The following is a 26,600-nucleotide window of genomic DNA, read 5'->3' on the forward strand; positions in this document are numbered from 1 at the left end:
TATATTTTTTTAAAATTACACATCTATATGAGAAGCTATAATAGGTTTTCCGTAAAATATAGTGGCATTTTCTTCAAAATTTTTAGCATTATCAGTTGTATGAAAAGTTAATGAACCATTTTTAGAACATTGTGTCTCAACTTCAGTATGATGTTGTAAATATTTTATTAATTTATTTGCAACTAATTCTCCTTGAGATAGAATAGTGACGTTTTTAGGAGTGTAATTTTTAATTACGGGTAATAATAAAGGATAGTGAGTGCAAGCTAAAACAATAGTATCAATTTCAGAAGATAAAGAAAATAAATGTTCAATATCTTTTTCTACGATATTATTAGCTGCTTTACTGTTAATTTCATTGTTTTCAACTAGTGGAACCCAAAGCGGACAAGCATGTTGGAAAACTTTTATATTAGGATGAAACTTATTAATTTCAATTTTATAAGATTCTGATAAAACAGTTCCTTGTGTTGCTAAAACCCCAACTTTATTATTTTTTGTGTATTCATTTATTGATTCAGTTGTAGGACGAATTACACCTAAAACTTTTTTACCTTCTGGTAAATCATTTTGTTGAATTGTTCTTAAAGCTTTTGCAGAAGCTGTATTGCAGGCTAAAATAACTAAATTACAACCTAAGTCAAACAATTTGAAAACACATTCTTTTGTATATTCATAAACTGTTTCAAACGAACGAATTCCGTATGGAATACGTGCATTATCACCTAAATAAATATAATCATATTGTGGTAATTTTTTCTGAATTTCCTTGAAAACGGTTAAACCTCCATAACCAGAATCAAAAACACCAATTGGTCCTTGCATTTTAGCTGTCTTAATTTGATGATAAAATTACAAAATGTATTGCAAATAAAAATGAAATTATAAATTCAAAAAATGATCCTTTTTAGGAGTCATAATTAATTTAAAAATAAATAATATGATTCCTGTAATTTGAATAATAGAAGCTAAAAATAGCATCAAATTGGTAGAAATAATAAAATGAAAATGGGTGATTTTACACAAAATGCCAATTATAAATAGAATTGAACCAAAAAGAAAAATGATAAGTGGAAATATAAATCTCATAATTTTCTAAATTTTTAAAATCCCTCTAAAACCACGTGCAGCATAATATGATTGGGCGCCGTTGTGATAAACAAAAATAGTTCCGTAACGATAATCACCAAATATAGCACCTCCTAACTCTCTAATTAGTTGTGGAGTTTTTAACTAACTTGACGTTTTTTGATCGACAATTTCTACAGATTGTAATAAACGATATTCGTCTTCAGTAAGTAACTCAATTTTCATGTTTTTGGCGAAATCTATTGCGTTGTTTTTTGGTTGATGTTTTTTTCGAGATGTTTGTCCTTCATAATCATACGCCAAACTTCTACGATCTTTCGGACTTTCCGTCGAACAATCTACAACATAATACTCGTCAGTTTTATCATCATAAAAAATAACATCAGGTTCACCTCCAGTAATTTCCATTTGATACAAAGACCAAATTTTTTCAGGTTGATTGATGATCTTTTCTTCTATTTTTTGCCAATCCAAACCTTGATGCCTCTGTATATTCTTCTCAAACCGTTGTTTCAAAATTTGAATACAATTTTGTTGTTCTATTATAGTTAATTTGTCTTTGATCATAGAATTTATTGCTTTGAGAAACTAATTTTCTAATCAAATATATTCAAAAAAAGATGAACTTGTTAACTGATTTATCGATAATAGATTAGTAGGAAAAGGTGAATCTGAAAATTATATACATCATCTTCCAAATTGTATAATCTTTTGAAATGAAGTTGTACGAAATTTGTAACAGAAGATTTTGTAAATTTAAATGAAGTAAATCGCTCAAATTCGAAAATATAACATGGAAAATACAAAGAAATTATTTATAAAAAATATGGTTTGTCATCGCTGTAAAGTAGTAGTAGGACGAATTTTGAAGATGAATAACATTGAAACAAATCATATCGAATTGGGAGAAGTTGAATTGAAAAATCCTATTGATAATGAACAATTAGAATTGGTTCGGAATGAATTAGAAGAAGTTGGTTTTGAGTTGATTGATGATAAAAGAAGTAAGTTGATTGAACAAATAAAAACATTGATTATTCAGCTGGTTCATCAGGAAAATAACGAACTTAAAGTCAATTTATCTGATTATTTGAGTGAGAAAACTAATTTGGATTACAAATATATTTCGAATCTATTTTCAGAAATGGAAGCACAAACTATTGAAAAATATTTTATTCAGCAAAAAATAGAAAAGGTCAAAGAATTAATGATTTATGACGAATTATCGTTGAGTGAAATTGCGTTTCAATTGAATTATTCGAGTGTGGCACATCTTAGTGCACAATTCAAAAAAGTAACTGGGTTAACGCCTTCTGTTTTCAAACAATTGAGCAAACATACGCGTCGAGCAATTGATAAAATATAAATCAAAAATTATGAAAAAATATAGTTTTTTAGTTATCGGAAGTTTTCTTGCTTTTACAGCAAATGCACAATTTAAAAATCAAGAAACAAAACAATTTCAAGTAAAAGGAAATTGTGTAAATGCGAAAGAATTAATTGAAAAAGCTGGTAATCAACCTCGAATTTCTAAAGTGGATTTTGATGCATCGACTCAAATAGCTTTGATTACATATAATAAAGCAAAAACAAATTCGAACGAAATTTTGAAGAAAGTTGCTTTGGCGGGTTTTGATAATGCAGAATATATGGCACCAGATGAGGCTTACGCGAAATTGGAGAAAGATTGTCAATATTCTCGTGATAAAAAAATGACGATGAACCATAAGGAAATGAATAATTCCAATCATACTTCAAATGAAAGTTCTCAACAACAAAATCAATTGTCACTCGTTTTTGATGCTTACTTTTCATTAAAAGATGCTTTTGTAAAAACAAATGAAAGTGAAATCTCGAAACAAATCACTGCTTTTTCGAAATCAATTTCTGCTGTAGAGATGGGTAAACTTTCACATGAATCACATACGATTTGGATGGAAGTTTTTAAAGACTTAGAAACAACTTCAAAACAATTAGTTCAAGAAAAAAATATTGATAAACAGCGTGCATTTTTTGCAAAATTATCATCACCAATGTACAAATTAGCTCAAAAAGCAAATCTTGGTTATACCATTTATTATCAAAATTGTCCAATGTTTAATGGTGGTTCGAATTGGTTAAGTAAAGATTCAGATATTAAAAATCCATTTTACGGAAATATAATGTTGACGTGTGGAGGTACAATTGAAACTTTAAAATAAAAACAATGAGTAAGCATATTTGTCCTATGCATCCTCAGGTTATTAAAGATGAACCAGAAAATTGTCCGCTTTGTGGTATGCGTTTAGTTACTTTAGGAAATGAGCAAAAAACAGAAGCTCGTTACGAACACCACAATCATAGCAAAGACGTACATCATCACAGAGAAGAAAATAAAAATTCTCATGTGCATGATAAGCATAAAGGGCATCATACGAACGATTTTATTAAACGATTTTGGATTAGTTTAATTGTAACTATTCCCATTCTATTGTTGTCAGAAATGATTCAGCATTGGCTTGGTTTTTCAATTCATTTTGCAGGTGATAAGTGGATTTTACTGTTGCTAAGTACATTTATCTTTATTTATGGAGGAATGCCTTTCTTTAAAGGAATGGTAGGTGAAATAAAAGCGAAAGTTATTGGTATGATGACGTTAGTTGCATTGGCTATTTCTGTCGCATATTTATATAGTATCGCAGTTGTTTTTGGTCTAAAAGGAATGGATTTCTTTTGGGAACTTGCTACATTAATAGATATTATGCTCTTAGGACATTGGTTAGAAATGCGTTCACAAATGTCTGCATCAAAGGCTTTGCAATCATTAGTAGCATTACTACCATCTACCGTAGCAGTTGAGCGTAACGGATCTTACACTGAAATTCCTTTAGAAGATCTACAGCGAGGAGAGAATGTAATGATTAAACCAGGAGAAAAAATTCCAGTTGATGGGGTTGTTTCTGAAGGTAAATCATCAGTGAACGAAAGTATGTTGACAGGCGAAAGTGTACCAGTTCAAAAAAATATTGGTGAAAAAGTAATTGCTGGATCTATTAATGGGGATGGAATGCTGAAAGTTGAAGCTTTAGGAATTGGAAAGGATAGTTACTTGAATAAAGTAATTGATTTGGTTCAATCTGCTCAGCAAGTAAAATCAAATACTCAAAACTTAGCAGATAAAGTGGCAAAATGGTTGACGTATATAGCCTTAATAGCTGGCGTATCAACATTTATATATTGGTATATAACAAGTCAAGATATTGCTTTTGCTTTAGAACGTATGGTAACTGTTATGGTAACAGCTTGTCCGCATGCACTAGGAGTTGCAATACCTTTAGTAGTAGCAATTTCGACAACACAATCAGCAACAAGTGGTTTATTAATTCGTAATCGAAAAGCATTTGAACAAGCAAGAAATTTAACAACAATTATCTTCGATAAAACTGGAACTTTAACTGAAGGATCGCATGCTGTTCAGCAAATTATTCCTTTGACAGATAAATACACGGCAAACGAATTATTACAAAATGTTGCAGCAGTTCAACAAAACTCAGAACATCATATTGCGAAAGGTATTTTGAGAAAATTAAAAGAAGAAAAATTACCCTTATTACTTTCTACGAATTTTGAGTATATGCAAGGAATGGGTGTAAAAGGAAAAGTAGAAGGTAAAGAAGTTATTGCTGCTGGATCTAATTATTTTACTCAAAAAGTAATTAAAATTCCAAATACACCTTCAAGTATTGATGTTAATACAGAAACAATTTCTTATGTTTTGATTAATGATGAAGTTGTAGGTGTAATCAGTATGGCTGATACAATCAGAGAAAATTCTTATCAAGCTATCGAAGAGTTAAAAAATATGGGAATCAAAACTTATTTATTGACAGGAGATAATGAAAAAATAGCATTTTCTGTTGCGAATAAGTTGAAAATGGATGGATATTTTGCCAATGTTTTACCTCACGAAAAATTAGAAAAAATAAAAGAATTTCAACAAGAAGGAAAAATAGTTGCTATGACGGGCGATGGAGTGAATGATGCACCAGCGTTGGCACAAGCTGATATTGGTATTGCAATTGGTTCAGGTACAGATGTAGCAGCTGAAACTGCAGATATTATTTTGGTGAATAGTGATCCATTGGATGTTAGCAAACTAATTAATTTCGGAAAAAGAACGTATAACAAAATGATTCAAAATCTTTTTTGGGCAGTTGGTTATAATGTTATTACGATTCCGTTGGCAGCAGGTGTTTTGTATCCACATTTTATGTTGAGTCCTGCATTAGGTGCAGTTTTAATGAGTTTGAGTACAATAATCGTAGCGATTAATGGAAGTTTACTAAAACTAAACAAATAAATTTCGAGATTAAATTTTCACGAATAAATGAAGTAAAGAAATAGAATAGAAGATATAAATAAAATGAAAAAGTTAACAATAGTTTTAGGCGTTTCAATATTAAGTATTTTTGTATTAACATCTTGTCAAAATAAAAAAGAAGAACCAACAGTTACTGCTCACGAAGAACAGATGTCAGATATGATGCAACCTTCGCAAACAATGGCTTACAATGTTGGAGATAAGGTTCCGAATAAACAAGTTTGTATGGTAAATAATGCGTATATGGGCAAAGATCAGTTCGAAGTTCCTTATGATGGAAAAACGTATTATGGATGTTGTAATATGTGTGTGGAACGTATTCCGAATGATGAAACTGCACGGAAAGCAACGGATCCTTTTACAGGAAAGGAAATTGATAAAGCGAATGCATATATCGTTTTGAAAGATCAGCAAGGAAATGTTGATTATTTCGAAAACGAGGAGAATTATAAGAAGTTTAGTCAATTATAATATAATCATTCACATGAGGAAATTACTTTGTTTATTTATTGTTCCATCAACGATTGCTTTACATGCGCAAAAACGTGTAGAATATGATTTATATGTACGTGATACCATTGTTAATTTTTCTGGTAAGGATAAAAGAGCTATTTCAGTAAATGGTCAAATTCCGATGCCAACTTTAGAGTTTACGGAAGGTGATACGGCGGTTATTCGTGTGCATAATAAATTGAAGGAAGATACTTCATTGCATTGGCATGGTGTGTGGTTACCAAATAAAGAAGATGGTGTTCCGATGTTGACGCAGATGGGAATCAAGCCAGGTGAAACGTACACGTATTCATTTCCGATTATTCAAAACGGAACGCATTGGTATCACAGTCATTCGGGTTATCAAGAACAAATTGGAATGTATGGTTCTATGATTTTAAAGAAACGCGAAAATGATCCAACTTTTCGAAAAGGAATTGATGATTTACCTACAATTCCTGTGATGTTGAGCGAATGGACCGACTTGAAACCTGAAAATATTCAACGAATGTTACACAATGCAAACGATTGGGCGGGAATCAAAAAAGGTTCAACGCAAAGTTATGCAGAAGCAATTCGTGAGGGGCATTTTAAAACAAAACTTACCAACGAATGGAAACGTATGTTAGCAATGGATGTGAGTGATGTTTACTATGAAAAATTCTTGATTAATGCAGCAAACGAAAGTCAACTTAAACAATTCAAAGCTGGTGATAAAGTACGTTTACGAATTTCGAATGGTGGTGCATCAACTTATTTTTGGTTGCGTTATGCAGGTGGAAAAATCACTGTTGTAGCAAATGATGGAAATGACGTAGAACCTTTAGAGGTTGATCGATTAATTATTGGCGTTTCAGAAACCTATGATATTGTAGTAACGATTCCCGAAGGTGGTTTATCATACGAATTTCAGGCAACTTCTGAGGATAGAACGGGTTCGGCTTCGTTGTTCATTGGTGAAGGAAAGAAACAATTGATGGAACCACTTCCGAAATTGAAGTATTTTGAAGGAATGAAGATGATGAACGACATGATGAATATGGACGGAACAATGAACGATATGGGCATGAAAATGAGCTTGCAACAAATGGACATGAACACTGTGATGTATCCTGAAATTTCTGGCGAAGCGAAAAAGAAATCCAAAAAATCAAAGAAAGATTTTACTGGAGATCATTCAGAAATGAGTGAAATGGATCATTCTTCACACGGAAATACATCCTCAAACATTACCACTTTAAATTACGGAATGCTAAAATCACCTGAAAATACAACACTTCCGAAAGATGCTCCAATAAAAGAAATGCGTTTTGAATTAACAGGGAATATGAATCGTTATGTGTGGAGTATGGATAACAAAGTGTTTTCAGAAACCGATAAAATTCCAGTCAAGAAAGGCGAAATTCTACGTATTACTTTATATAATAATTCTATGATGCGTCATCCGATGCATTTACATGGATTCGATTTTCGTGTCATCAATAAAAATGGCGAATATTCTCCGTTGAAAAATGTATTGGATATTATGCCAATGGAAACAAATGTCATCGAATTTGAAGCAAATACAGAAGGCGATTGGTTTTTCCATTGTCATATTTTGTATCACATGATGGCTGGAATGAACCGCGTTTTTGAAGTCGGAGATTATCAAAATCCTAATTTACGAAATAAAAAACATGCATATAAAATGTTGCAAATGGAAAGTAACATGAAGCACTTGATGGTAGAAAACGATTTTGCTACAAACGGTTTAGACGGTGCAATGATGGTACAAGATGCACGTTGGGCACTAACTTCAGAATGGAGTATAGGTTACAAACCTGAACATGGTTATGAAGTTGAGACACATTTAGGAAGATTTATCGATCGAAATCAATGGTTTCAGGTTTTTGTAGGTTTTGATTGGAATGAGCATAAAATGTTGGCAGAACACGGAAATATAGAAAAAAATATTTTTGGTCAAAAAACAGATAGAAACAAAGGATTATTCAGTGCGGGATTTGTGTATAAATTACCAATGTTAATTGATTTTCAGACTGAGATTTACCACACAGGAAAAGTTCGTTTGCAATTTATGCGAGAAGATATTCCAATTTCAAAACGAATTCGCGCAGGTTTTATGTGGAATACAGACAAAGAATATATGGGCGAGTTGAGCTATATCTTAAACAGAAATATGCATATCCGAACACATTACGATAGCGATATGGGATTCGGTGTAGGATTGCGATTGGTATATTAGAAATATAAATAGTACAAAACAAAAAGCTTCGAGATTAATTCTCGAAGCTTTTTTATGTTTTATAATTCTTGAATGATTAATTCATCGCTTTCAGCTCATTTAAAAAATCGACGATATCCTGTCCAGAATAATCTGCCATACCCATTGTTGTATGTGCAATATTTCCTTTCTTGTCCAAAATAACAGTTGTTGGTAACGAACCATTAAAAAATTCAGTTGGAATAGATGAATTTGGGTAAACTACAGGCAACGATAATTTTTTACGTTCCATAAATTTTGTCACTTTATCACGTTTTCCTTCTACTTCAACCGTCAAAATAACGATTTCTTTATCATCTTTTACTTTATCATAAAGTTTTTGAATTGATGGCATTTCCGCAATACAAGGAGGACACCAAGTTGCCCAAAAATTCATGAAAACAACTTTACCTTTCAAATCTTCCATATTAATTGCTTTTCCATCAGCATACACCATTTCGAACGTATAGTTTGCTTCAGATTTTGGTTGAGTTGTTGGTTCAACTTTTTCTAATTTCGGTTCAAATAAGCCTAATTTCATTAAACCTTGTTGCATCATTGCTTTTGCTTCTGGCACAAGAAGTAAGACCAAAGCTAGTGCTCCTATGATAATCGTTGAATAATTTCTTTTTAACATTGCTATAAATTTGTTATTGTTTGTTCCCATTGTAATCCGCTTATATCGGTTAAAACTACTTTGTGAATTTTGTCTGAAATATCAAAATTCAGATTTGCTTTCGCACCCAAAGGTAACACTAAACTGTGTTTGTGCGGTGTAACTTTTGCTACATAATAATTCGAAATTTGTTGTTTGTCCAAATTGGATAACTCTTTCATATCCAAACTTTCAATTATTTCATTTTGATGATTATGAAAATCTATTTGAATCAAAAAAGAGCCATAAACATCAGCACCTTCTATTCGCATTACATCAAATGAAACCTTGTTTTGATATTGTTTCAAATTAGATATTTCCACTTTTGGTTTGACAGATTTATTGTGTAAAGTCCCGTAAACTCCACCATGAAAAACCTGATTTGTAAACAAAGTAACGAATAAAATAAAAAAACTAAAACCTACAAAATAAGGTCTGTATCTTTTGATTGAAATTGAATTCCAAATATTTTCTTGTTGAATAAATTGATTTTTATTAAAGAAATAATCCAACGAAATTTTTCCTGAACCAGCCTGAAATAGCGTAAAACCTCCAGCTAATCCTAAAACGCCAATTTGCCATTCATCTAAACAAGTTGTACCAATCCAGCCTGAACCAAGTAAAATTCCCATTGCCAAAAAGAAAACAGCAATACTCATGATTCGTGTTTTGTAACCAAGTATTAAAAGTAAGCCAACAACGCCTTCTACGATGGTGAAAATCCACATATTCCAAAGCAACGCTTCAGGATTTTCGACTAAATATTGAATAAGTGGCTTGATAAAAAGGGCATTTGGTAAAAAATGATTGAATTTTTCGCCAATATAACCCGCAGCTTCTGGATCAAGTTTATTTTCTAAAATTAAACGCCTCCAAAAGGCAGAAAAGTACGTCCAACCAATGACTAAACGTAACGCCAATACAGCATTACCCATTGATAAAACAGATTTATTTTGCATGAATTTTTATATAAGTGATTGAATATTGTTGTCTAAATTAATTGTGAAAAATTAAGATATCAACGAATACTTCAATTGCTTATACAACAGATAAAAAGGTATTTTTGGTGATTGAATTTCATTCGAATCAATATCTTCTTCAATTAATGAAGAACGTGCTAACCCAATGAAATGAATCGGTGAATTTGGTAAATCGAAATTCGGAACATCAAGATTCTTTGTTGATTTTTTAATAGTTTCAAACTTAACAACAGAACATGAATTCGAATGATTTTGATTGATTTTGACTTGAGAAGTTTTTGTTTGATGAACATTTTCTACTTCCAAAATCGTATGAATAGAAGCTTTGATGCTACATGGCGTAAGTAGCACAAAAATCGAAGAGATAATTAAAATGAAACTTCTAAAATTCATGAAACGAAACTAATCATTAATTTTCAATAAAAACCAATTCACAATTAAACTTTAAGAAATTATTAGAATTTCTATCTTTGTCTTGATGAAAGAAAAACTACTATTTTTTGTTTTAATAATTCTAACACTTTTACTTTTCGTTTTGAGTTTAAGTGTTGGAAAAGTCTCGATTTCTTTCACCGAAATTTTTAATGTATTTTCTGGTCATTCAGACGAAATGTTGCATAATCTTGTCCTTAATTTTCGTTTACCAAAATCATTAACTGCTTTATTGGTTGGTATTTCGTTGCCAATTTCAGGTTTTTTAATGCAAGAATTATTTAAAAATCCGTTGGCAGAACCTTCTGTTTTGGGAATAACTTCGATGGCAAGTTTAGGCGTTGCTATTGTTATTTTTCTTTTTTCGATGATTGGTTTAGAAGAATTTCTTAACAATCCTTGGATTACAATTATTGCTTCATTTTTAGGTGCAATTGTCGCGTTGTTTTTGGTTATTTCATTATCATTTCGTGTTAAATCATCTGCATCTTTGGTGATTATCGGATTTATGGTTGCAGGTTTAGCAGGTGCATTAATTGGCATGATGCAATATTTTGCTCCTTCCGATAAAATAAAAACGTATTTAGTTTGGGGATTTGGCTCATTAAGCGGATTGTCTTGGGAACAATTAGGCGTTTTTGGTTTATTTATTTTGAGCGGAATTATTGTTTCATTATTTACTTTACGTGGAATTACAGCCTTATTATTGGGCGAAAAATATGCACAATCATTAGGAATTAATATCAAAAAATTACGTTTCACGATTTTAGTTTCGACAGCTTTATTAACGGCATCAGCTACGGCTTTTGCAGGACCAATTAGCTTCATTGGATTGGCAGTTCCACATATTTGTAGAACATTATTACGAACAGGTGATATGAAAATTTTGTACCGATGGATTTTTGTTTCTGGAATATTTTTTATGTTATTATTTTCGATTTTGACAGAAGTTTTTCCGTTTGGAACATTACCAATTAATATTATTACAGCATTATTTGGAGCGCCGATTGTCATTAGTATTTTGTTGAATAATAAAAACGAAGTGCGATGAAAAATACCGTTTTGAAATTAGAAAATGTTTCAGTTGGATATGGTTCAAAAGAAATTGTTTCGGCTATAAATGCGACTATAAATTCGAATGAATTAGTTGCTGTTTTAGGAAAAAATGGAGCAGGAAAATCAACATTGATTAATTCTATTTTAGGTTTTCAGAAAACATTGAATGGAGAAATTTATTTAGAAAATAAGCCAATCAAAAAATTATCTTCTCAAGAAATAGCACAGCAAATAGCAGTTGTTTTACCACGTTTGTCGATTGTTCCAAAAATCAAAGTTTCGGAATTGGTTGCCATGGGACGTTTGCCTTATCACAAGGTTTTGAAAAAGATTTCTAACGAAGAACAAAACTTAATTGATGAGGTTTTAGAATTGGTTGGAATTACAAATTTAGCAAATCAATTTGCGAATGAAATTAGCGAAGGTCAATTACAATTGGTGATGATTGCACGTGCATTATGTCAAGATGCTAAATTGGTAATTTTGGATGAGCCTACTTCTAATTTAGATTTAGCGAATCAATATCGAATTTTCAATTTATTGACTGAGTTAAAATTGAAAACGGATAAATCATTTCTAATGATCACGCACGAAGTTGATTTTGCATTGGAAAAAGCGGATAAAATTTGGTGGATTGAAAATGGAAACCTTTTCGAAAATATTCCAGAACAAATGGCTTTTGAGCATCAAATTATTCAGAAATTATCTAACCAAAATCTGATGTATGATGAAAAAAATAATCGCTTTTCAACACAAAAATCGTTTTCTAAAACGATTGGTGTAAAAGGAAATTCAGAATTGGCTTTTTGGGTAAAAAATGCCTTAATTCGTAATGGAATTTCTGTTGTAAATAATGCGGAAAATCATATTGAAATCACAGAAAATAACATCATCTTTGATGGAATAAAGTTTGAAACGATAGAAGAAATTGTAAATTTTGTACAATACTATGAAAAATATAATTGTAACGGGAGCGAGTAGAGGAATTGGTTTTGAATTGGCAAAACAACATTTAGAGTTAGGAAATAGAGTGTTGACAGTTTCTCGAAATATAGATAAATTGAAGGAATTAACAGCTTTTGCAAAAGAAAATCAATATCAGTTTATTGGTGTTGATTTGGCTAATTTTGATGAGATTTCAGAAGTTTTGAAGGCTGTGGAATCTTGGAATAAAGTAGACGTTTTGTATAACAATGCGGGGATTTGTATCAACAAACCATTTATAGAAATGCAACAAGAGGATTTGTTAACTTCTTGGCAGATTAATTTTATGGCGCCTTATCGCTTAATACAAGTTTTAATGCCAAAATTTGATACTTCTTCTCATGTTGTAAATATATCGACAATGGGAGCCGTACAAGGTTCAGTAAAATTTCCTGGATTATCTGTTTATTCATCTTCAAAATCAGCAACGGTTAATTTAACAGAATTGTTAGCAGAAGAATTGAATGAACTTGGTCCAAGAATAAATGCAGTAGCTTTGGGAGCGGTGCAAACAGAAATGTTAGAAGAAGCGTTTCCAGGATATATTGCACCTTTACAGCCAGATGAAATGGCCGAATATTTGGTCGATTTTGGATTGAATGGTTGGAAATATTTTAACGGTAAAATTCAACAAGCTTCTATTTCTACACCATAAAAAAAACGTAATAAGAATCTTTAAAAAAGATATAATCTGCATAAAAAATAAGGTTTTTTATGCAGATTTTTTTATTTGATATAAATGGAATATCCTTAAAACTAAAACCTTATTTTTGTAGTATGCATATTTTAGTAGTAGAAGATGATCAAAGAATGTCTGAATTAATTCGAAGAGGATTAGTAGAAAATGGATTTGAAATAACTGTAGTTTATGATGGTGAAATGGCACTTAAATTAGCTCTTCGCGAAGAGTATGATTTAATTGTATCTGATATTATTTTACCCAAATTAAGTGGATTAGATTTTTGTCAAGAAATTAAAAAGCAGAAGCCTTTTCTTCCTATTATTATGTTAACAGCTCTAGGGACAACAGATGATAAAGTAGAAGGATTTGATGCTGGGGCAGATGATTATATGGTGAAACCTTTTGAAATGAGAGAACTTGTTGCAAGAATAGGTGTTTTATCAAAAAGAAAATTTAATCATAATTCGCAATCTTTTTTATTAAAATATGATACTTTAGAGATGAATCTTCATACTAAAATTATAAAAAGAGAAGAAAAAGAAATTGATTTAACTCCTAAAGAATTTCGACTGCTTCAATATATGTTAGAAAACAAAGAACGCGTTTTATCTAGAAATGAAATTGCAGAAAATGTTTGGGACACACATTTTGATACAGGAACTAATTTTATTGATGTTTATATAAATTATTTAAGAAATAAAATTGATAAACATTTTTCTACAAAACTAATTCACACAAAAACAGGTCAGGGATTTATATTTAAAAAAGATGAAAATAAGAGTTAGACTGACTATTCTATTCACTTTGCTTACAGCTGCAATACTTTTCTTTTTTGCTTTTATTATTTATTATTCAGCTAAAAAAGATAGAGAAAAAGAGTTTTTTGAATTATTGAAAAAAGAAGCAATTACAAAATCAAATCTTTTTCTTAAAGCTAAAGTTCCTTCAGAAGTTTTACATAATATTTATCATAATAATAGACAAACAATCAATGAAGTAGAAGTAGCGGTTTATAATCAAAACAAAAAACTACTTTATCATGATGCAGTTGAAATAGATTTTGTAAAAGAAACTGACGAATTATTTGATGAAATAAAACAAAAAGAATTTGTGATTTTTTATCAAGATAAATGGCAAGTAGTTGGAATGAATTATGTTGTAGATGGTAATCATTACATTGTAACTGCGGCTGCTTTAGATGAATATGGATACAGTAAAATGAATAATTTATTGAAAAACATTATACTGATTTATATTCTTTCTTTGCTATTAATTATTTTATCTGCTTTCTTTTTTACAAATAAAGCAATCAATCCAGTAAAAGAAATAACAAATAAAGCCAAACAAATTTCTGCTTCGAATTTAGATTTGAGGATTGAATTGAAATCAAAAGGAGATGAATTAGCAGAATTAACAACAACAATTAATCAAATGTTGCAACGATTAGAAAATTCTTTTGATGCACAAAAAAGCTTTGTTTCTAATATTGCGCATGAACTTCGTACACCTTTGGCTGCAATTATAACAGAGCTAGAAATGGCTGTAGATAAAGAGCATACCAACGAAGAATATCAACAGTTAATCCAATTTGCATTGAATGATACGAAAAGAATTGTTCGCTTTTCAAATAGTCTGTTTGATATGGCAAAAGCAAGTTATGATCCTTCGGAAATAAATTTTAAAATGATTCGGATTGATGAAATACTTTTAGATTCTGTTGCGCAAATTCAAAAAAACAACAAAGAGTATAAAATAGATTTAAATTTTATTCGAATACCAGAAGAAGAAAACGAAGTTGCAGTTATAGGAAACGAGTATTTATTAAAGGTTGCTTTTACTAATTTAATAGAGAATGCTTGCAAATATTCAATTAATAATAGTTGCATTGTTCAGGTAGATTTTGATGATAAAGAAGTGAAAATTAATTTTATTAATAAAGGAGATAAAATTGATCAAGAAGAATTAGCATTGATTTTTAAACCTTTTTTTAGAAGTGATAAACATAAAAATATTCAAGGACAAGGAATAGGGTTACCTCTGACAAAGAAAATTGTCGATTTACATGATGCTCGTTTAGAATTATATTCTGAAGAAGGAAAAGAAACTATTTTTCAGATTGTGTTGAAGAAATCAAAATAAAAGTTAAATCATAAAAAATAATGGAAGCCTGCTATTTAGCAGGCTTTTTTTGTTCTAATAAAATTCTAACATTCTTCTAAAGGGTTTCTAACAGTAGTACTTTTTGATGTATTGTAGATTTGCACCAGAAAAAAAATATAATGGAAACAGATTCCCAATTTGTCGAACAATAAACCTAAGATTCATTTATAACTGCTTTTGAGATAATTGAAACTTTGGTTTGTCTTAAGAAAGGAAATAAAATGAATTTAATGAATTTTACAATGCAGCTAGGATTAGCTTTTCTATTAGGAGCTGCAATAGGTTTAGAGCGAGAATATCGTCAAAAAAGTGCTGGATTAAGAACAAATACTTTAGTATGTATTGGTTCAGCAGCGTTTATATTAATGTCTTATTCTATCGGAGGTGATGCAGTAGGACGAATAGCTTCATATGTTATCAGCGGAATAGGTTTTTTGGGCGCTGGAGTAATCATGAAAGATGGATTAAGTGTAAGAGGATTGAATACTGCCGCAACGATTTGGTGTTCAGCAGCAATTGGGTTGTTTGCCGGTTCTGGACTTTCAATAGAAGCAGTTATACTTACTTCAATTATAATGCTAGCACATCTATTATTAAGACCAATCAGCAATCACATTTATCGTTACTCTTTCAAAAATAAAAACCACAAGGATACTGAATATTTATTGGTTATAAAATGTAGAAATGAGGTAGAAAATCATTTGAGAGTATTACTAATGCGATCAATTGAGAATAATGAAAATCTTATGATGAAATCTCTTTCAAGTGATGATGATTTAATAAATGATTCTGTAATGATTTCAGCAGAAATATCAGCTTTAAATCAACAAGATAGTCTTTTAGAAAAAATAGCAAGTCGATTAACAATTGAAAAAGATGTCCAAAAAATTCGTTGGGAAATTATAAGTAACGAAGTGTGAAAATAATAAAACAGTAATAAGAATATACAGAAAAATATCTCATGAAAATAACAAGATTAACTCATTTTATACTGCTTTTAGTAGGAAGTACAATGCTTTTGACGAATAGTTGTAAGAATAAAACAGAGCAAACTGATAATCCAGATTTTTATTGGGTAAATAATGAAATAGAATTATCAGAAAATTCTCCAATAGAGTCTAAATTGAAATTAGAAACAACAAAACTTCAAACGATAGAATCGGAGTTAGGTTCGGCAGGAGTTGTAAAAGCAATTCCTGAACGATTTGCTCAGGTAGCATCACCTTTTGCAGGACGCATAGTAAAATCTTTTGTCACATTAGGACAGTATGTGCAAAAAGGCTCTCCTGTTTTTGAGATAAAATCTTCAGAATATTTTTCAGCTCAACAAGAATATTTTTCAGCTCAACAAGAGTTAAAACAAGCTGAAATGAATTTGAAACGTCAAAAAGATTTATACAATCATGCTGTAGGTGTTAAAAGAGAATTAGAGGAAGCTGAGACAGATTACAAGTTAAAGAAAATAGCAACAGATCAAACTGCTGCATCATTAAAAGTTTTTAATTCATCTTCTCGAGTAGAAATGGGGCAATCTTTAATTGTTAGGTCTCCTATTTCTGGACGAGTTGTAAGCAGTGATTTAGTTGTTGGACAATTCTTAAAAGAAGATCATGAAGCTTTAGTTACAGTAGCAGAATTATCCAAGGTATGGATTTTGGCACAAGTAAAAGAACATAATTTAGGTTTCTTAGAAGAGTTAAAATATATAACATTTACAGTTGATGCTTTTCCATCAAAAATATTCGAAGGGAAGGTAATTAATATAGGACAATTATTAAATGAAGAAACGAGGAGTGTTGATGTGCTTATAGAAACGGATAATAATCAATTTGTTTTAAAACCAGGAATGTATGTTAACGTAACATTGAATAGTCTAGATAAAGAAGAGATAATTCTTCCGGCTAAAGCTGTTTTTCAAGAAAATGAAAGTCAATATATTTTTGTAAAAACAGGTGATAGAAAATATCGAAAAGCAAAAGTAAAAGCAATTGGAACTTCAGAAAACAACGATTTTGTTCGTATTACAGATGGTTTAAAAGTAGGAGAAAAAGTAGTGATTGAAGGAGGTGTTTTTTTAATGGGAGCAAAATAAATAAGCTATTGTGATGAATAAACTAATAGAAATGTCGATTGCCAAAAAATGGTTAATGTTGGCTTTGTTTTCTTTGGCTGCATTATTTGGATATTATTCTTGGAAACAATTATCTATCGAAGCTTATCCTGATATCGCTGATGTAACTTCACAAGTCGTAACTCAAGTTCCTGGGCTAGCTGCGGAAGAAGTAGAACAACAAATAACAATTCCAATAGAAAGAGAGCTAAATGGTTTACCAGGTATGCATGTTATGCGTAGCAAAAGTACATTTGGATTATCCATAATTACGATTGTATTTAAAGATGGGGTAGATGATTATTGGGCTCGTATGAGAATTCAAGAACGATTGAATGATATTGAGTTGCCGTATGGAGCTGAACCAGAATTAGATCCTTTAACATCTCCTATTGGAGAAGTATTTCGTTATATTATTGAAAGTGACACAAAGAGTTTAAGAGAATTAACAGATTTACAACGATTTGTTATTGTACCAAGAATTAATCAAGTTTCAGGAGTTGCAGAAGTAACAAATTTTGGAGGAATCACAACGCAATATCAAATAGAAATAAATCCAAATAAATTAACTCAATATAATATATCGTTAAATGATGTTGTAGAAACAATAGAAAAAAATAACATCAATGCAGGAGGAAGTACATTACCTCAAGGAGATATAGGTTATGTGATTAGAGGAATAGGTCTTGTAAAAGATTTAGAAGATTTTGGTAAGATTGTTATTAAATCAGAAAAAGGTATTCCTGTTTTATTATCAGATATAGGCGAATTAAAATATGGAAACTTAGAGCGAAAAGGAATTTTAGGCTACAGCGATAAAAGCCGAAATCATAGTGATGGAATTGAAGGAATAGTTCTATTGTTAAAAGGAGAAGATACTTCTGTAGTTTTAGAAGGTATTCATGAAGCTGTAGTTGAATTGAATAATGATTTATTGCCAAAAGATGTAAAAATACATGCATTTTTAGATCGTACAGATTTGGTCGATACAACACTTAATACTGTTTCGTACACATTAATGGAAGGTATTTGTTTAGTCATTATTGTACTAATTGTATTTCTTGGAAGTTGGAGGGGAGCTCTTCTAGTAGCGATAACAATTCCTATTTCATTACTTATCGCATTTATATTAATGCATTTTACATCTATTCCAGCCAATTTACTTTCGTTAGGAGCTATAGATTTCGGAATTATTGTAGATGGAGCTATTGTGATGATGGAAACCGTTTTGAAAAAAAGAGAGGAAAATCCAAAAGAAGAATTAAAGGAGAAAACTATTTCAACGATCGCGAAACAAGTAGCAAAACCAATATTTTTTGCAACACTAATTATTATAACAGCTTATTTACCATTATTTGCTTTTGAAAGAGTAGAACGTAAACTTTTTACTCCGATGGCTTTTACTGTTGGTTATGCATTACTTGGAGCTTTATCAGTTGCACTTTTATTAATCCCAGGATTAGCATTTGTGATGTATAAAAAACCAAGAAAAATTTATCATAATAAATGGTTGGAAAAGCTAACGAAGTCTTATTCAAAGGTTATCAAAAAAATAGTTGTTAAACCCAAAAAAGTTACTCTACCATTACTTCTAATTCTTGCTAGCGCAACAGTATTATCTATTTCTGTTGGAAAAGATTTTTTACCAACATTAGACGAAGGTTCTATTTGGTTACAAGTAGAATTACCTCCAGGATTATCGGTAGAGAAGTCAAAAGAAATGAGCGATGTATTGAGAGAACATACAATGAAATATGACGAAGTTACTTACGTAATGGTTCAAGCTGGTAGAAATGATGACGGAACAGATCCATGGACAGCATCTCATTTTGAAGTTTCAATAGGACTGAAACCATATAAAGAATGGCCTAGAGGAAAAACTAAGAATGATTTGATTCGAGAATTAGAATCAGAGTATACTAGTATGCCTGGATATACAGTTGGTTTTTCTCAACCAATGATTGATGGAGTTATGGATAAAATTTCAGGAGCACATAGTGAGTTGGCTGTAAAAATATATGGGAAAGATTTTACTGAAACACGTAAAATTGCTGAGAATGTCATGAAAGAATTAAAAATGGTAAAAGGAGCTGTTGATGTATCAATAGATCAAGAACCGCCTTTACCTCAACTTCAAATTCATGCTAATCGAGATAAAATTGCACAATATGGATTGAATGTTTCTGATGTTTCAGAATTAATAGAAGTTGCAATTGGAGGAAAAGCTATTTCTCAAATATTTTCAGATGATAGAGTGTATGATTTTACTTGTAGATATAAAGAAGATAGTAGAAATACACCAGAAAAAATACGACAATTAACTTTGACAAATGTAGATGGTGTAAAAATACCATTAGCGCAAGTTGCGGATGTAAAACTAAATACAGGAGAAAGTACAATTACGCGTGAAATGAATAAACGTCATTTGACAATAAAACTGAATTTGAGAGACCGCGATTTAAGTTCTTTCCTAAAAGAAGCTCAAAATAAAATAGAACAAAATATTGATTATGATCATAGTCAATATCATATTAAATGGAGTGGACAGTTTGAAAATCAAGACAGAGCTTATACAAGACTTTCAGTTATTATTCCAATTGCAATATTAGTCATGTTTATACTTTTATATGCAGCATTCGGTAAATTGAGACAAGCTCTGCTTTTAATAGGAATTATTCCTTTGGCGATATTCGGTGGAATGTTAGCTTTAAATGTAAGAGGAATGACTTTGAATGTATCTTCAGCAGTTGGTTTTATTGCATTATTCGGAGTTGCAATTCAGAATGGAGTGATTATGATTTCTCAAATCAATTTACTGAAAAATAAAGGAATGGAACTTTCTCAAGCTGTTATAGAAGGAACAAAAAATCGTTTCAGACCTGTTTTGATGACAGCCACAGTTGCGATTCTAGGATTATTACCAGCTTCATTAGCAACAGGAATAGGATCAGATGTTCAACGTCCATTAGCAACGGTTATCGTATACGGATTATTATTCTCAACAATCATTACACTTTTTGCCCTTCCAGCTTTGTATTATATGATCGAAAAGAAATGGGGAAAAGATTCAGTAGAAAAATCAGTTAATCAAAAACAAGATTAAAATGAAAAAATATTGGTTATTAGTTGTGTGTAGTTTATTTATAGTAAATACTAAATTAATTGCTCAAACAACAAATGAAAGCGAATTAGATTATAAAAAATTTATAGAAACAGTTCAAGCAAACAATATTTCTTATACAGCAGAGCGCTTTAATGTAGATATTGCCGAAACAGAAATTTTAAGTGCAAAAGCATTTGCGGATCCCGAACTTCAATTTGAATATTTTGATAATGGAGAAGCCAAAAGAAAAATGGGACTTGGATATTCAGCGGAAGTTGGATGGGTTTTAGAATTAGGAGGAAAAAGAAAAGCTCGAATTAATTTAGCTAAAAGTGAATTTGAATTAACGAAATTAATTCTTTTAGATTATTTCAAAAATTTAAAAGCAGACGCAACATTAGGATTTCTTCAAACAATCTATCAGAAAGAGATGTTGAATGTAAAAGAGAATTCTTATAACATGATGAATCAGTTAGCAAATTCGGATGAAATAAGATTCAAATTAGGAGAGATTTCTGAAACTGATGCAAGACAAAGTCGATTAGAAACTCAATCATTAAAAAATGAAATAATACAAGCAGAAACAGATTTTGCTACATCAAAAATTCGATTATCAACTTTTATGGGAATTGATCAATATGCAGATTTATTTTCTACAGTAGGAGATTTGAAGACGTTTCAACGTGATTTTGATTTAATCAATTTGACTGAAATGGCCTTAAGTAATCGAACAGATTTATTAGTTGCCTTGCAAAGTAAAGATGTTAGTCAAAGAATGATTGAGTTGGCTAAAGCAAATCGTGCAATAGATTTGGGATTGATTTTAGGATTAGAGCATTCAACAGCTGTTAGAAATTTGGAAGCAGAAACTCCTCAGTTCACACAAATTAAAGGAGGAATAAGTATTCCATTGAAATTTTCGAATAAATATAATAATGAATTGAAGGTTGCTAAAATGCAATTTAAACAAGAGGAGCTAAATTATAAACAAACAGAATTAGAGATTAAATCTCAAGTAAAAGAAGCATATGAGTTGTATGAAGGTTATAAAAAGCAGTTGAAACAATTTGATATTGAAATATTAAAAAATGCGAATTTAATATTAGAGGCTAAAAAGTACAGTTACAAAAGAGGAAATTCGTCTTTGTTAGAGGTTCTAGATGCTCAACGAACTTATAATGAAACTCAAAATCAATATTTGGAAACTCTATATAATTGCGCTTCAAGTCTTATTGATTTAGAAAGAGTAGTAGGGATTTGGGATATTGATTTTTAAATCTTGGCTAATTCTAAAGATTTATGAATTATCTCAATTGACTGATTTCAGATATAATAACCTATTTATAATAAACCGAGGACTCGGGAAAAGATAAACAGCCCTATTTATAATAAAATTCTATCGGCAGACATTATAAATAGGTATGATTTAGATAAATGTAAACTTACAGACATTACAAATGGATTTGTTTGTAATCAAATCTTTACAATTGTGGATTAAGAAATTTTAAGTAATTGAAATATTAATGATTAAAAACTCGTTTTCTAAAAATATACATCAATGGAAAACTACGCAAGAACATCCAAATGCCAAATGCAATCCAGATTCCATAAATATTTAAACCAAAGTAATCTGCAAGATAAATGGTTGGTAGAAACCCAAGAAATGTTGCGATAATTAAGTTGTTTCGCAAGAGTTTTGCATCACCCATTCCTTTGAAAAATCCATCAAAAATATAAGCTAACGTATTGATTGGTTGCATCAATAAAACCATCCAAAATACAGAATTGAAAATGGTCAAAACATTTGGATCTTGATTAAAAATTTGTCCAATTTGATTGTAAAAAATGAAACAAATAGCAATTAAAATACACGCAATTAAAACAGAATATTTGGAAATATCTTTGCTTAAAATCCAAAGTTTAGGATAATTTCGTTCGCCTTGTAAACGACCTGCCATAGCATTTCCAGCGCCAGCATATCCATCGATAAAAAATGAAAAGAACAGCCAAATATTCATCAAAATACTTTGCGCGGCGATGTAATCTTTTCCATAATCTGTAGCATAAGAATTGGCAAGAAAAAATGCAACATTTAACGAAGCTGTTCGTAAAATAAAATTGAAACTTAAGTTGACATATTTTTTAAAAAGTGGATGAATGGTTTTGCCTGGATTTAATCCGAAAGTGGTTTTAGTGAAATAATAATAAAATGCCATAATAACCATAATCAGTTGTGCAATAAGACTTGCATAAGCAGCACCTTTTATATGGTAAGCAGGAATAAATCCATCAATTCCAAAAATTAAAATATAATCCAATACAACGTGAATAATAGCAGCTGCCAAGCTACATTTCATTGCCCAAATTGTATTTTGTATTCCTCTGAATGTACCAAAGAGCGTTAAAGAAATAAGTGTTAATGGAAAACCAAATGCTCTAATTTTGTAATAATCGACAGAAAATTGTAAAACCAAATTTTTTGCATTGTATAGTTCGAATAAGTTTTGAGCAAAAAAATAGGTTGGAACAAAAATAAGTAAGCTTAAAAAGATATTGAAGTATAAAGCTTGTGGAACTAATGTTTTTAGACTATTTAATTTATTTGCACCAAAACTCTGAGAAACTAATGATGAAATAGAGGTTTTGGTTTGAGCAACTATCCAAATTATTCCAGAAAGAAAAGAACCAACCAAACCAGTCGCAGCAAGTGCTTCTACTGAATATTCTTTTACATTTCCTACCATTGCAATGTCAGTTAATGTAATTAATGATTCCGCTATTCCAGAGAAAATAGCTGGAATGGCTAATTGGTTAATTTGTTTAAATGTAATTCTATCCGAAATTGAACTCATTTCGAGCAATTATTTTTTTACACGTTTATAAGGAGGTTTGTTTTTAACGATTTGATTGAACATAAATAATGTAATTCCAACCAAAGAAAAATAGCCTAAAAGAGGTAAAGTTGGAACATTATAATCGTTGTATTTGAACATGAAAATACAACCTAAATATCCAGCAAAAATCAAATAATAGATTACTTTTTTGAATGATCCGTAAGTGAATTTTCCTCGAATAAACTCGATTAGATTAATAAAGATTAAGAAAAAATAAAATCCAAAAAAAATGTAACGTAACGGATTGATTGGGCGATCTGTTGTTCTTACATTAATCATTAGATTGTAATTATAAATACCATTGTAAATTAACAATAATAAAATTAGAATAAGTATGATACGAAATAATTTCATGAAAATTATATGATATTAAAAAAGCTGTTAGAACAGCTTTTTATGATTATTTTTTTTGTTTGAAATCTAATGATAGTGAATTAACGCAATAGCGTAATCCAGTTTGTGTAGGACCATCATCAAAAACATGACCTAAATGGCTTCCACAATTACCGCATAAAATCTCAGTTCTTTTCATTCCATGAGAAGTATCTATACGTTCTATAATTTTATCTTTTTCAATTTCTTTGTCAAAACTAGGCCAACCGCAATGTCCATCAAATTTAGAGTCAGAAGAAAATAATTCTTCTCCACAAGCACCACATGTATAAATACCATTTTCGAAATGCATGTTAAATTTTCCTGTAAAAGGGCGTTCTGTTCCTGCTTCTCTTAATACATAGTATTGTTCTGAAGAAAGCTCTTTTTTCCATTCTTCTTCAGATTTGTTTACTTTAAATTGAGGTTTCTCAGTCATTGCAATTGTATTTGAAGATTCAACTATTTTTCCATTTTCTTTTTTGTGTTGTGACGTACAAGAAGCAATTAAGCTAAATAATATCGCAACAACGAAAAAAGAGTGGTATTTTTTTAGGCAATCCATTTATTATATTTTTCAAAAGCCTGTCTGATTTCTTCTTCAGTACAAACTACATCATATCGACAATGTCCAATTTTATTAATCAAACTAAAGTTGATTGAGTTATTTTGATTTTTCTTGTCGTGTTTCATCCATTCCATTAAGTTGGGAAAAATTTTCATATCAATTGTATTTAATGCATACATTGAAGAAAAACTCTCACAAACTTCTTCTAAATCTATTTTAGAAATTAATTCTTGATCATAACTAAGGAATGTCTCAATAATCATTCCGATTACAATTGCTTCTCCATGTAAAAGGGGAAAATCAGTTTCCAATGATTCACTTTCAATAGCATGCCCAATTGTATGTCCGAAATTTAGGATTTTACGTTCTCCTTTTTCGTAAGGATCATTATTTACAACATTTTCTTTAATATGAATAGAATCCATTATAAATGGAGCTAAAGTTTCTGCATTATGGGAAGGTAATTGAACTAGATTGTCCCAATGATCACGATTTTTGATTAACCCATGTTTTAGCATTTCAGCTAATCCAGATTTTACTTGTCGTTGTTCTAAGGTTAATAAAAATTTTGGATCTACTAAAACCATTTCGGGTTGAGTAAATGTTCCAACCATATTTTTCATTCCTTCTAAATCAATTCCATTTTTTCCTCCAGCAGAAGCATCAACTTGTGATAATAAAGTTGTTGGAATATTAATAAATTTAATTCCACGTTTAAATGTGGAAGCCATAAAACCTCCCATATCAGTTAAAACTCCACCTCCAACATTTATTACTAAAGAGTGACGATCAGCACCTAGTTCACTCAAAGCTAACCAAAGATTATTTACTGTATCAATGTTTTTATTATCTTCTCCTGAATCAATTTCAAGAATTTCATAAGCTGAAATATTGTCTAAATCGGCTAACAAAATTGGCAAACAATGAACATGAGTGTTCTCGTCTACCAAAAAGAAGATAGAAGAAAAAGTGTTTTTTTCAAGGTAATCGTCTAATATGTATGCGATTGACCCAAAGTGAATCGGGGCTGATTTCAAAATGAAAATATTTTATTAAAATGTGCCTAAAATTACGGCGACCTTTTTACATCAACCAAATATTTTGAATGATTTATTTTAGGCATTTAAAAAGATAAAACTCTATTGATCTTATAAGCTTATAGAATAATTATTTTAAATTTGCACAAATTCTTAACTAATGAATATAATCCTTTTTGATGGTGAGGAGTGGGAACATCTTTTGCCTCTTACGTTTACAAAGCCTGTGGCATCGTTACGAATGGGAGTTTTAAGTTTTGCCGAACGTTGGAAAAAAATTCTAAATACAACAGTGTCTTACCAAACTCAGCCCTATTTAGAAGAAAAATTTTCAACAGACTTTCAATTAGAAAATATATTCATTAATCCTTCATTTTTCCCAACGAAAGAGCTAATTGATACTATAAAAGAATTAGAATTGAATGAATCTATTCTTTTTGAAAATAAACTCGTAGCGGTTAAAACTTCTGAAAAAACTCCTAGTGTTACATCAAGAACAATTCAACTTGAAGAAATAATTCATATTAAAAATTCATGGGATTTATTTACATATAATTTCCAAGCTATTGAATTTGATTTTGAATTATTAACTAAAGACAGAATTTCTCAGCCTATTTCTGATACAAATAAAGTTTTACATCCTGAAAAAATCTTTATTGAAGAAGGAGCAAAAGTTGAATTTTCTATTTTAAATGCAACAGAAGGTCCTATTTATATTGGTAAAGATGCTGAAATAATGGAAGGTTGTATGATTAGAGGAGGATTAGCTTTATGTGAGCATGGAAAAATTAACATGGGAGCAAAAGTTTATTCTGGCTGTACTATAGGACCATATTGTAAAGTAGGAGGAGAGTTAAATAATGCAATTTTAATGGCTTATTCTAATAAAGGTCACGATGGTTTTTTAGGGAATGCTGTGATTGGAGAATGGTGTAATTTGGGAGCAGATACAAATAACTCTAATCTAAAGAATAATTATGCAGAAGTAAAATTATGGAGTTACAAAGAAAAAAGATTTGTAAAAACAGGATTACAATTCTGTGGTTTAATTATGGGAGACTATGCTAAATCTGCAATTAATAGCCAATTTAATACTGGTACGGTTGTTGGTGTTTGTGCCAACGTTTTTCAATCAGGGTTTCCTCCAAACATGATTAAACATTATAGTTGGGGTGGACAATCAGATGCTCCAGTATTTAGTTTTGAAAGAGCTTGTGAAGCTGCAGAGAAAATGATGGAAAGAAGAAAAGTAGAATTTACTTCTACTGATAAGAAGATTTTAGAACATATTTTTAATTTAAATAACTAACTAATTTAATAAAGAGAAATATTAAGAATTAAAGGTAAAAATTGTTATATGATTAAT

23 protein-coding genes and 1 pseudogene are annotated in these 26,600 nt (G+C 30.5%); 15 read left to right on the forward strand and 9 right to left on the reverse strand.

Going from position 1 to position 26,600, the window contains the following annotated elements:
• Window positions 1-15: 15 nt before the first annotated feature.
• Together murI and E4J94_RS12280 are read right to left on the reverse strand one after the other, a co-directional pair.
• Window positions 16-825: a glutamate racemase gene (murI, locus tag E4J94_RS12275; protein WP_135836097.1), complete on the reverse strand. Its 810-nt coding sequence runs from the start codon at window positions 823-825 to the stop codon at window positions 16-18.
• A gap of 270 nt (window positions 826-1,095) precedes the next feature.
• Window positions 1,096-1,656, reverse strand: a pseudogene (locus E4J94_RS12280) (DUF4256 domain-containing protein).
• A gap of 226 nt (window positions 1,657-1,882) precedes the next feature.
• Between E4J94_RS12280 and E4J94_RS12285 the strand changes: the two are divergent.
• The 5 genes from E4J94_RS12285 (at window position 1,883) to E4J94_RS12305 (ending at window position 8,183) form a co-directional block, all read left to right on the forward strand.
• Entirely contained in the window at window positions 1,883-2,455 is a 573-nt protein-coding gene (locus tag E4J94_RS12285; RefSeq protein WP_114999350.1) for a helix-turn-helix domain-containing protein, read from the forward strand.
• Window positions 2,456-2,465: 10 nt separating this feature from the next.
• Window positions 2,466-3,290, forward strand: a complete 825-nt coding sequence (locus E4J94_RS12290; protein ID WP_135836098.1) for a DUF3347 domain-containing protein — start codon at window positions 2,466-2,468, stop codon at window positions 3,288-3,290.
• A gap of 5 nt (window positions 3,291-3,295) precedes the next feature.
• Window positions 3,296-5,428: a heavy metal translocating P-type ATPase gene (locus E4J94_RS12295; protein ID WP_135836099.1), complete on the forward strand. Its 2,133-nt coding sequence runs from the start codon at window positions 3,296-3,298 to the stop codon at window positions 5,426-5,428.
• Window positions 5,429-5,491: 63 nt separating this feature from the next.
• Complete coding sequence (locus E4J94_RS12300) at window positions 5,492-5,920, forward strand: hypothetical protein (RefSeq protein WP_135836100.1); 429 nt, start codon at window positions 5,492-5,494, stop codon at window positions 5,918-5,920.
• Between the two features lie 13 nt (window positions 5,921-5,933).
• Complete coding sequence (locus E4J94_RS12305) at window positions 5,934-8,183, forward strand: multicopper oxidase domain-containing protein (RefSeq protein ID WP_185145644.1); 2,250 nt, start codon at window positions 5,934-5,936, stop codon at window positions 8,181-8,183.
• Window positions 8,184-8,259: 76 nt separating this feature from the next.
• Here E4J94_RS12305 and E4J94_RS12310 read toward each other — a convergent pair whose 3' ends face one another.
• From E4J94_RS12310 to E4J94_RS12320, 3 genes are read right to left on the reverse strand one after another with little or no spacing between them, the layout of a single operon-like run.
• Entirely contained in the window at window positions 8,260-8,838 is a 579-nt protein-coding gene (locus E4J94_RS12310) for a TlpA family protein disulfide reductase (RefSeq protein WP_168801874.1), read from the reverse strand.
• Window positions 8,839-8,840: 2 nt separating this feature from the next.
• On the reverse strand, window positions 8,841-9,815 hold the full coding sequence (locus tag E4J94_RS12315; protein ID WP_168801872.1) for a TQO small subunit DoxD: 975 nt from the start codon (window positions 9,813-9,815) through the stop codon (window positions 8,841-8,843).
• Window positions 9,816-9,866: 51 nt separating this feature from the next.
• Window positions 9,867-10,229: a hypothetical protein gene (locus E4J94_RS12320; protein WP_125350607.1), complete on the reverse strand. Its 363-nt coding sequence runs from the start codon at window positions 10,227-10,229 to the stop codon at window positions 9,867-9,869.
• Between the two features lie 85 nt (window positions 10,230-10,314).
• Here E4J94_RS12320 and E4J94_RS12325 point away from each other — a divergent pair, with 85 nt between their 5' ends.
• From E4J94_RS12325 to E4J94_RS12365, 9 genes are all read left to right on the forward strand, one after another.
• The gene (locus E4J94_RS12325; protein ID WP_135836102.1) at window positions 10,315-11,319 is read left to right on the forward strand and encodes a FecCD family ABC transporter permease; all 1,005 of its coding nucleotides are present in this window, start codon (window positions 10,315-10,317) and stop codon (window positions 11,317-11,319) included.
• Window positions 11,316-12,305 carry an ABC transporter ATP-binding protein gene (locus tag E4J94_RS12330; protein WP_135836103.1) on the forward strand — a complete coding sequence of 330 codons (990 nt, stop codon included), beginning with the start codon at window positions 11,316-11,318 and terminating at the stop codon, window positions 12,303-12,305. The genes E4J94_RS12325 and E4J94_RS12330 overlap by 4 nt, the downstream gene beginning before the upstream one ends.
• Window positions 12,274-12,963: an SDR family NAD(P)-dependent oxidoreductase gene (locus E4J94_RS12335; RefSeq protein ID WP_135836104.1), complete on the forward strand. Its 690-nt coding sequence runs from the start codon at window positions 12,274-12,276 to the stop codon at window positions 12,961-12,963. The genes E4J94_RS12330 and E4J94_RS12335 overlap by 32 nt, the downstream gene beginning before the upstream one ends.
• Before the next feature lie 122 nt (window positions 12,964-13,085).
• Window positions 13,086-13,775, forward strand: a complete 690-nt coding sequence (locus tag E4J94_RS12340; protein ID WP_135836148.1) for a response regulator transcription factor — start codon at window positions 13,086-13,088, stop codon at window positions 13,773-13,775.
• Window positions 13,759-15,129, forward strand: coding sequence for a HAMP domain-containing sensor histidine kinase (locus E4J94_RS12345; protein WP_135836105.1), 1,371 nt, complete (start codon window positions 13,759-13,761; stop codon window positions 15,127-15,129). Before E4J94_RS12340 ends, E4J94_RS12345 begins: the two co-directional genes overlap by 17 nt.
• A 251-nt stretch (window positions 15,130-15,380) precedes the next feature.
• Window positions 15,381-16,070 (forward strand): MgtC/SapB family protein, encoded by a 690-nt coding sequence (locus E4J94_RS12350; RefSeq protein ID WP_246034325.1) that lies wholly within the window; start codon window positions 15,381-15,383, stop codon window positions 16,068-16,070.
• 41 nt (window positions 16,071-16,111) lie between these two features.
• On the forward strand, window positions 16,112-17,242 hold the full coding sequence (locus E4J94_RS12355; protein WP_135836107.1) for an efflux RND transporter periplasmic adaptor subunit: 1,131 nt from the start codon (window positions 16,112-16,114) through the stop codon (window positions 17,240-17,242).
• Between the two features lie 13 nt (window positions 17,243-17,255).
• Complete coding sequence (locus tag E4J94_RS12360; protein WP_135836108.1) at window positions 17,256-20,363, forward strand: efflux RND transporter permease subunit; 3,108 nt, start codon at window positions 17,256-17,258, stop codon at window positions 20,361-20,363.
• Between the two features lies 1 nt (window position 20,364).
• Window positions 20,365-21,639, forward strand: coding sequence for a TolC family protein (locus E4J94_RS12365; RefSeq protein WP_135836109.1), 1,275 nt, complete (start codon window positions 20,365-20,367; stop codon window positions 21,637-21,639).
• A 244-nt stretch (window positions 21,640-21,883) separates the two neighbouring features.
• Here E4J94_RS12365 and E4J94_RS12370 read toward each other — a convergent pair whose 3' ends face one another.
• The 4 genes from E4J94_RS12370 to aroB all read right to left on the reverse strand — a co-directional run bounded on the left by E4J94_RS12370 (window position 21,884) and on the right by aroB (window position 25,234).
• Complete coding sequence (locus E4J94_RS12370) at window positions 21,884-23,206, reverse strand: MATE family efflux transporter (RefSeq protein WP_135836149.1); 1,323 nt, start codon at window positions 23,204-23,206, stop codon at window positions 21,884-21,886.
• Window positions 23,207-23,224: 18 nt separating this feature from the next.
• Entirely contained in the window at window positions 23,225-23,536 is a 312-nt protein-coding gene (locus tag E4J94_RS12375) for a hypothetical protein (RefSeq protein ID WP_135836110.1), read from the reverse strand.
• Window positions 23,537-23,657: 121 nt separating this feature from the next.
• On the reverse strand, window positions 23,658-24,194 hold the full coding sequence (gene msrB, locus E4J94_RS12380) for a peptide-methionine (R)-S-oxide reductase MsrB (RefSeq protein ID WP_135836111.1): 537 nt from the start codon (window positions 24,192-24,194) through the stop codon (window positions 23,658-23,660).
• Entirely contained in the window at window positions 24,182-25,234 is a 1,053-nt protein-coding gene (aroB, locus tag E4J94_RS12385; RefSeq protein WP_135836112.1) for a 3-dehydroquinate synthase, read from the reverse strand. The genes msrB and aroB overlap by 13 nt, the downstream gene beginning before the upstream one ends.
• Window positions 25,235-25,394: 160 nt before the next feature.
• Between aroB and E4J94_RS12390 the strand changes: the two genes are divergently transcribed.
• Window positions 25,395-26,543, forward strand: coding sequence for a GlmU family protein (locus tag E4J94_RS12390; RefSeq protein ID WP_135836113.1), 1,149 nt, complete (start codon window positions 25,395-25,397; stop codon window positions 26,541-26,543).
• Window positions 26,544-26,600 lie beyond the last annotated feature (57 nt).

It is taken from the genome of Empedobacter tilapiae, assembly GCF_004785645.1.
In the GTDB taxonomy this organism is placed as follows: domain Bacteria; phylum Bacteroidota; class Bacteroidia; order Flavobacteriales; family Weeksellaceae; genus Empedobacter; species Empedobacter tilapiae.

Excerpts from the sequence above, each read along its gene's own strand:
- murI (WP_135836097.1), bottom strand. The coding sequence starts at position 825 with ATGCAAGGACCAATTGGTGTTTTTGATTCTGGTTATGGAGGTTTAACC.
- E4J94_RS12285 (WP_114999350.1), top strand. The coding sequence starts at position 1,883 with ATGGAAAATACAAAGAAATTATTTATAAAAAATATGGTTTGTCATCGC.
- E4J94_RS12290 (WP_135836098.1), top strand. The coding sequence starts at position 2,466 with ATGAAAAAATATAGTTTTTTAGTTATCGGAAGTTTTCTTGCTTTTACA.
- E4J94_RS12295 (WP_135836099.1), top strand. The coding sequence starts at position 3,296 with ATGAGTAAGCATATTTGTCCTATGCATCCTCAGGTTATTAAAGATGAA.
- E4J94_RS12300 (WP_135836100.1), top strand. The coding sequence starts at position 5,492 with ATGAAAAAGTTAACAATAGTTTTAGGCGTTTCAATATTAAGTATTTTT.
- E4J94_RS12305 (WP_185145644.1), top strand. The coding sequence starts at position 5,934 with ATGAGGAAATTACTTTGTTTATTTATTGTTCCATCAACGATTGCTTTA.
- E4J94_RS12310 (WP_168801874.1), bottom strand. The coding sequence starts at position 8,838 with ATGTTAAAAAGAAATTATTCAACGATTATCATAGGAGCACTAGCTTTG.
- E4J94_RS12315 (WP_168801872.1), bottom strand. The coding sequence starts at position 9,815 with ATGCAAAATAAATCTGTTTTATCAATGGGTAATGCTGTATTGGCGTTA.
- E4J94_RS12320 (WP_125350607.1), bottom strand. The coding sequence starts at position 10,229 with ATGAATTTTAGAAGTTTCATTTTAATTATCTCTTCGATTTTTGTGCTA.
- E4J94_RS12325 (WP_135836102.1), top strand. The coding sequence starts at position 10,315 with ATGAAAGAAAAACTACTATTTTTTGTTTTAATAATTCTAACACTTTTA.
- E4J94_RS12330 (WP_135836103.1), top strand. The coding sequence starts at position 11,316 with ATGAAAAATACCGTTTTGAAATTAGAAAATGTTTCAGTTGGATATGGT.
- E4J94_RS12335 (WP_135836104.1), top strand. The coding sequence starts at position 12,274 with ATGAAAAATATAATTGTAACGGGAGCGAGTAGAGGAATTGGTTTTGAA.
- E4J94_RS12340 (WP_135836148.1), top strand. The coding sequence starts at position 13,086 with ATGCATATTTTAGTAGTAGAAGATGATCAAAGAATGTCTGAATTAATT.
- E4J94_RS12345 (WP_135836105.1), top strand. The coding sequence starts at position 13,759 with ATGAAAATAAGAGTTAGACTGACTATTCTATTCACTTTGCTTACAGCT.
- E4J94_RS12350 (WP_246034325.1), top strand. The coding sequence starts at position 15,381 with ATGAATTTTACAATGCAGCTAGGATTAGCTTTTCTATTAGGAGCTGCA.
- E4J94_RS12355 (WP_135836107.1), top strand. The coding sequence starts at position 16,112 with ATGAAAATAACAAGATTAACTCATTTTATACTGCTTTTAGTAGGAAGT.
- E4J94_RS12360 (WP_135836108.1), top strand. The coding sequence starts at position 17,256 with ATGAATAAACTAATAGAAATGTCGATTGCCAAAAAATGGTTAATGTTG.
- E4J94_RS12365 (WP_135836109.1), top strand. The coding sequence starts at position 20,365 with ATGAAAAAATATTGGTTATTAGTTGTGTGTAGTTTATTTATAGTAAAT.
- E4J94_RS12375 (WP_135836110.1), bottom strand. The coding sequence starts at position 23,536 with ATGATTAATGTAAGAACAACAGATCGCCCAATCAATCCGTTACGTTAC.
- msrB (WP_135836111.1), bottom strand. The coding sequence starts at position 24,194 with ATGGATTGCCTAAAAAAATACCACTCTTTTTTCGTTGTTGCGATATTA.
- E4J94_RS12390 (WP_135836113.1), top strand. The coding sequence starts at position 25,395 with ATGAATATAATCCTTTTTGATGGTGAGGAGTGGGAACATCTTTTGCCT.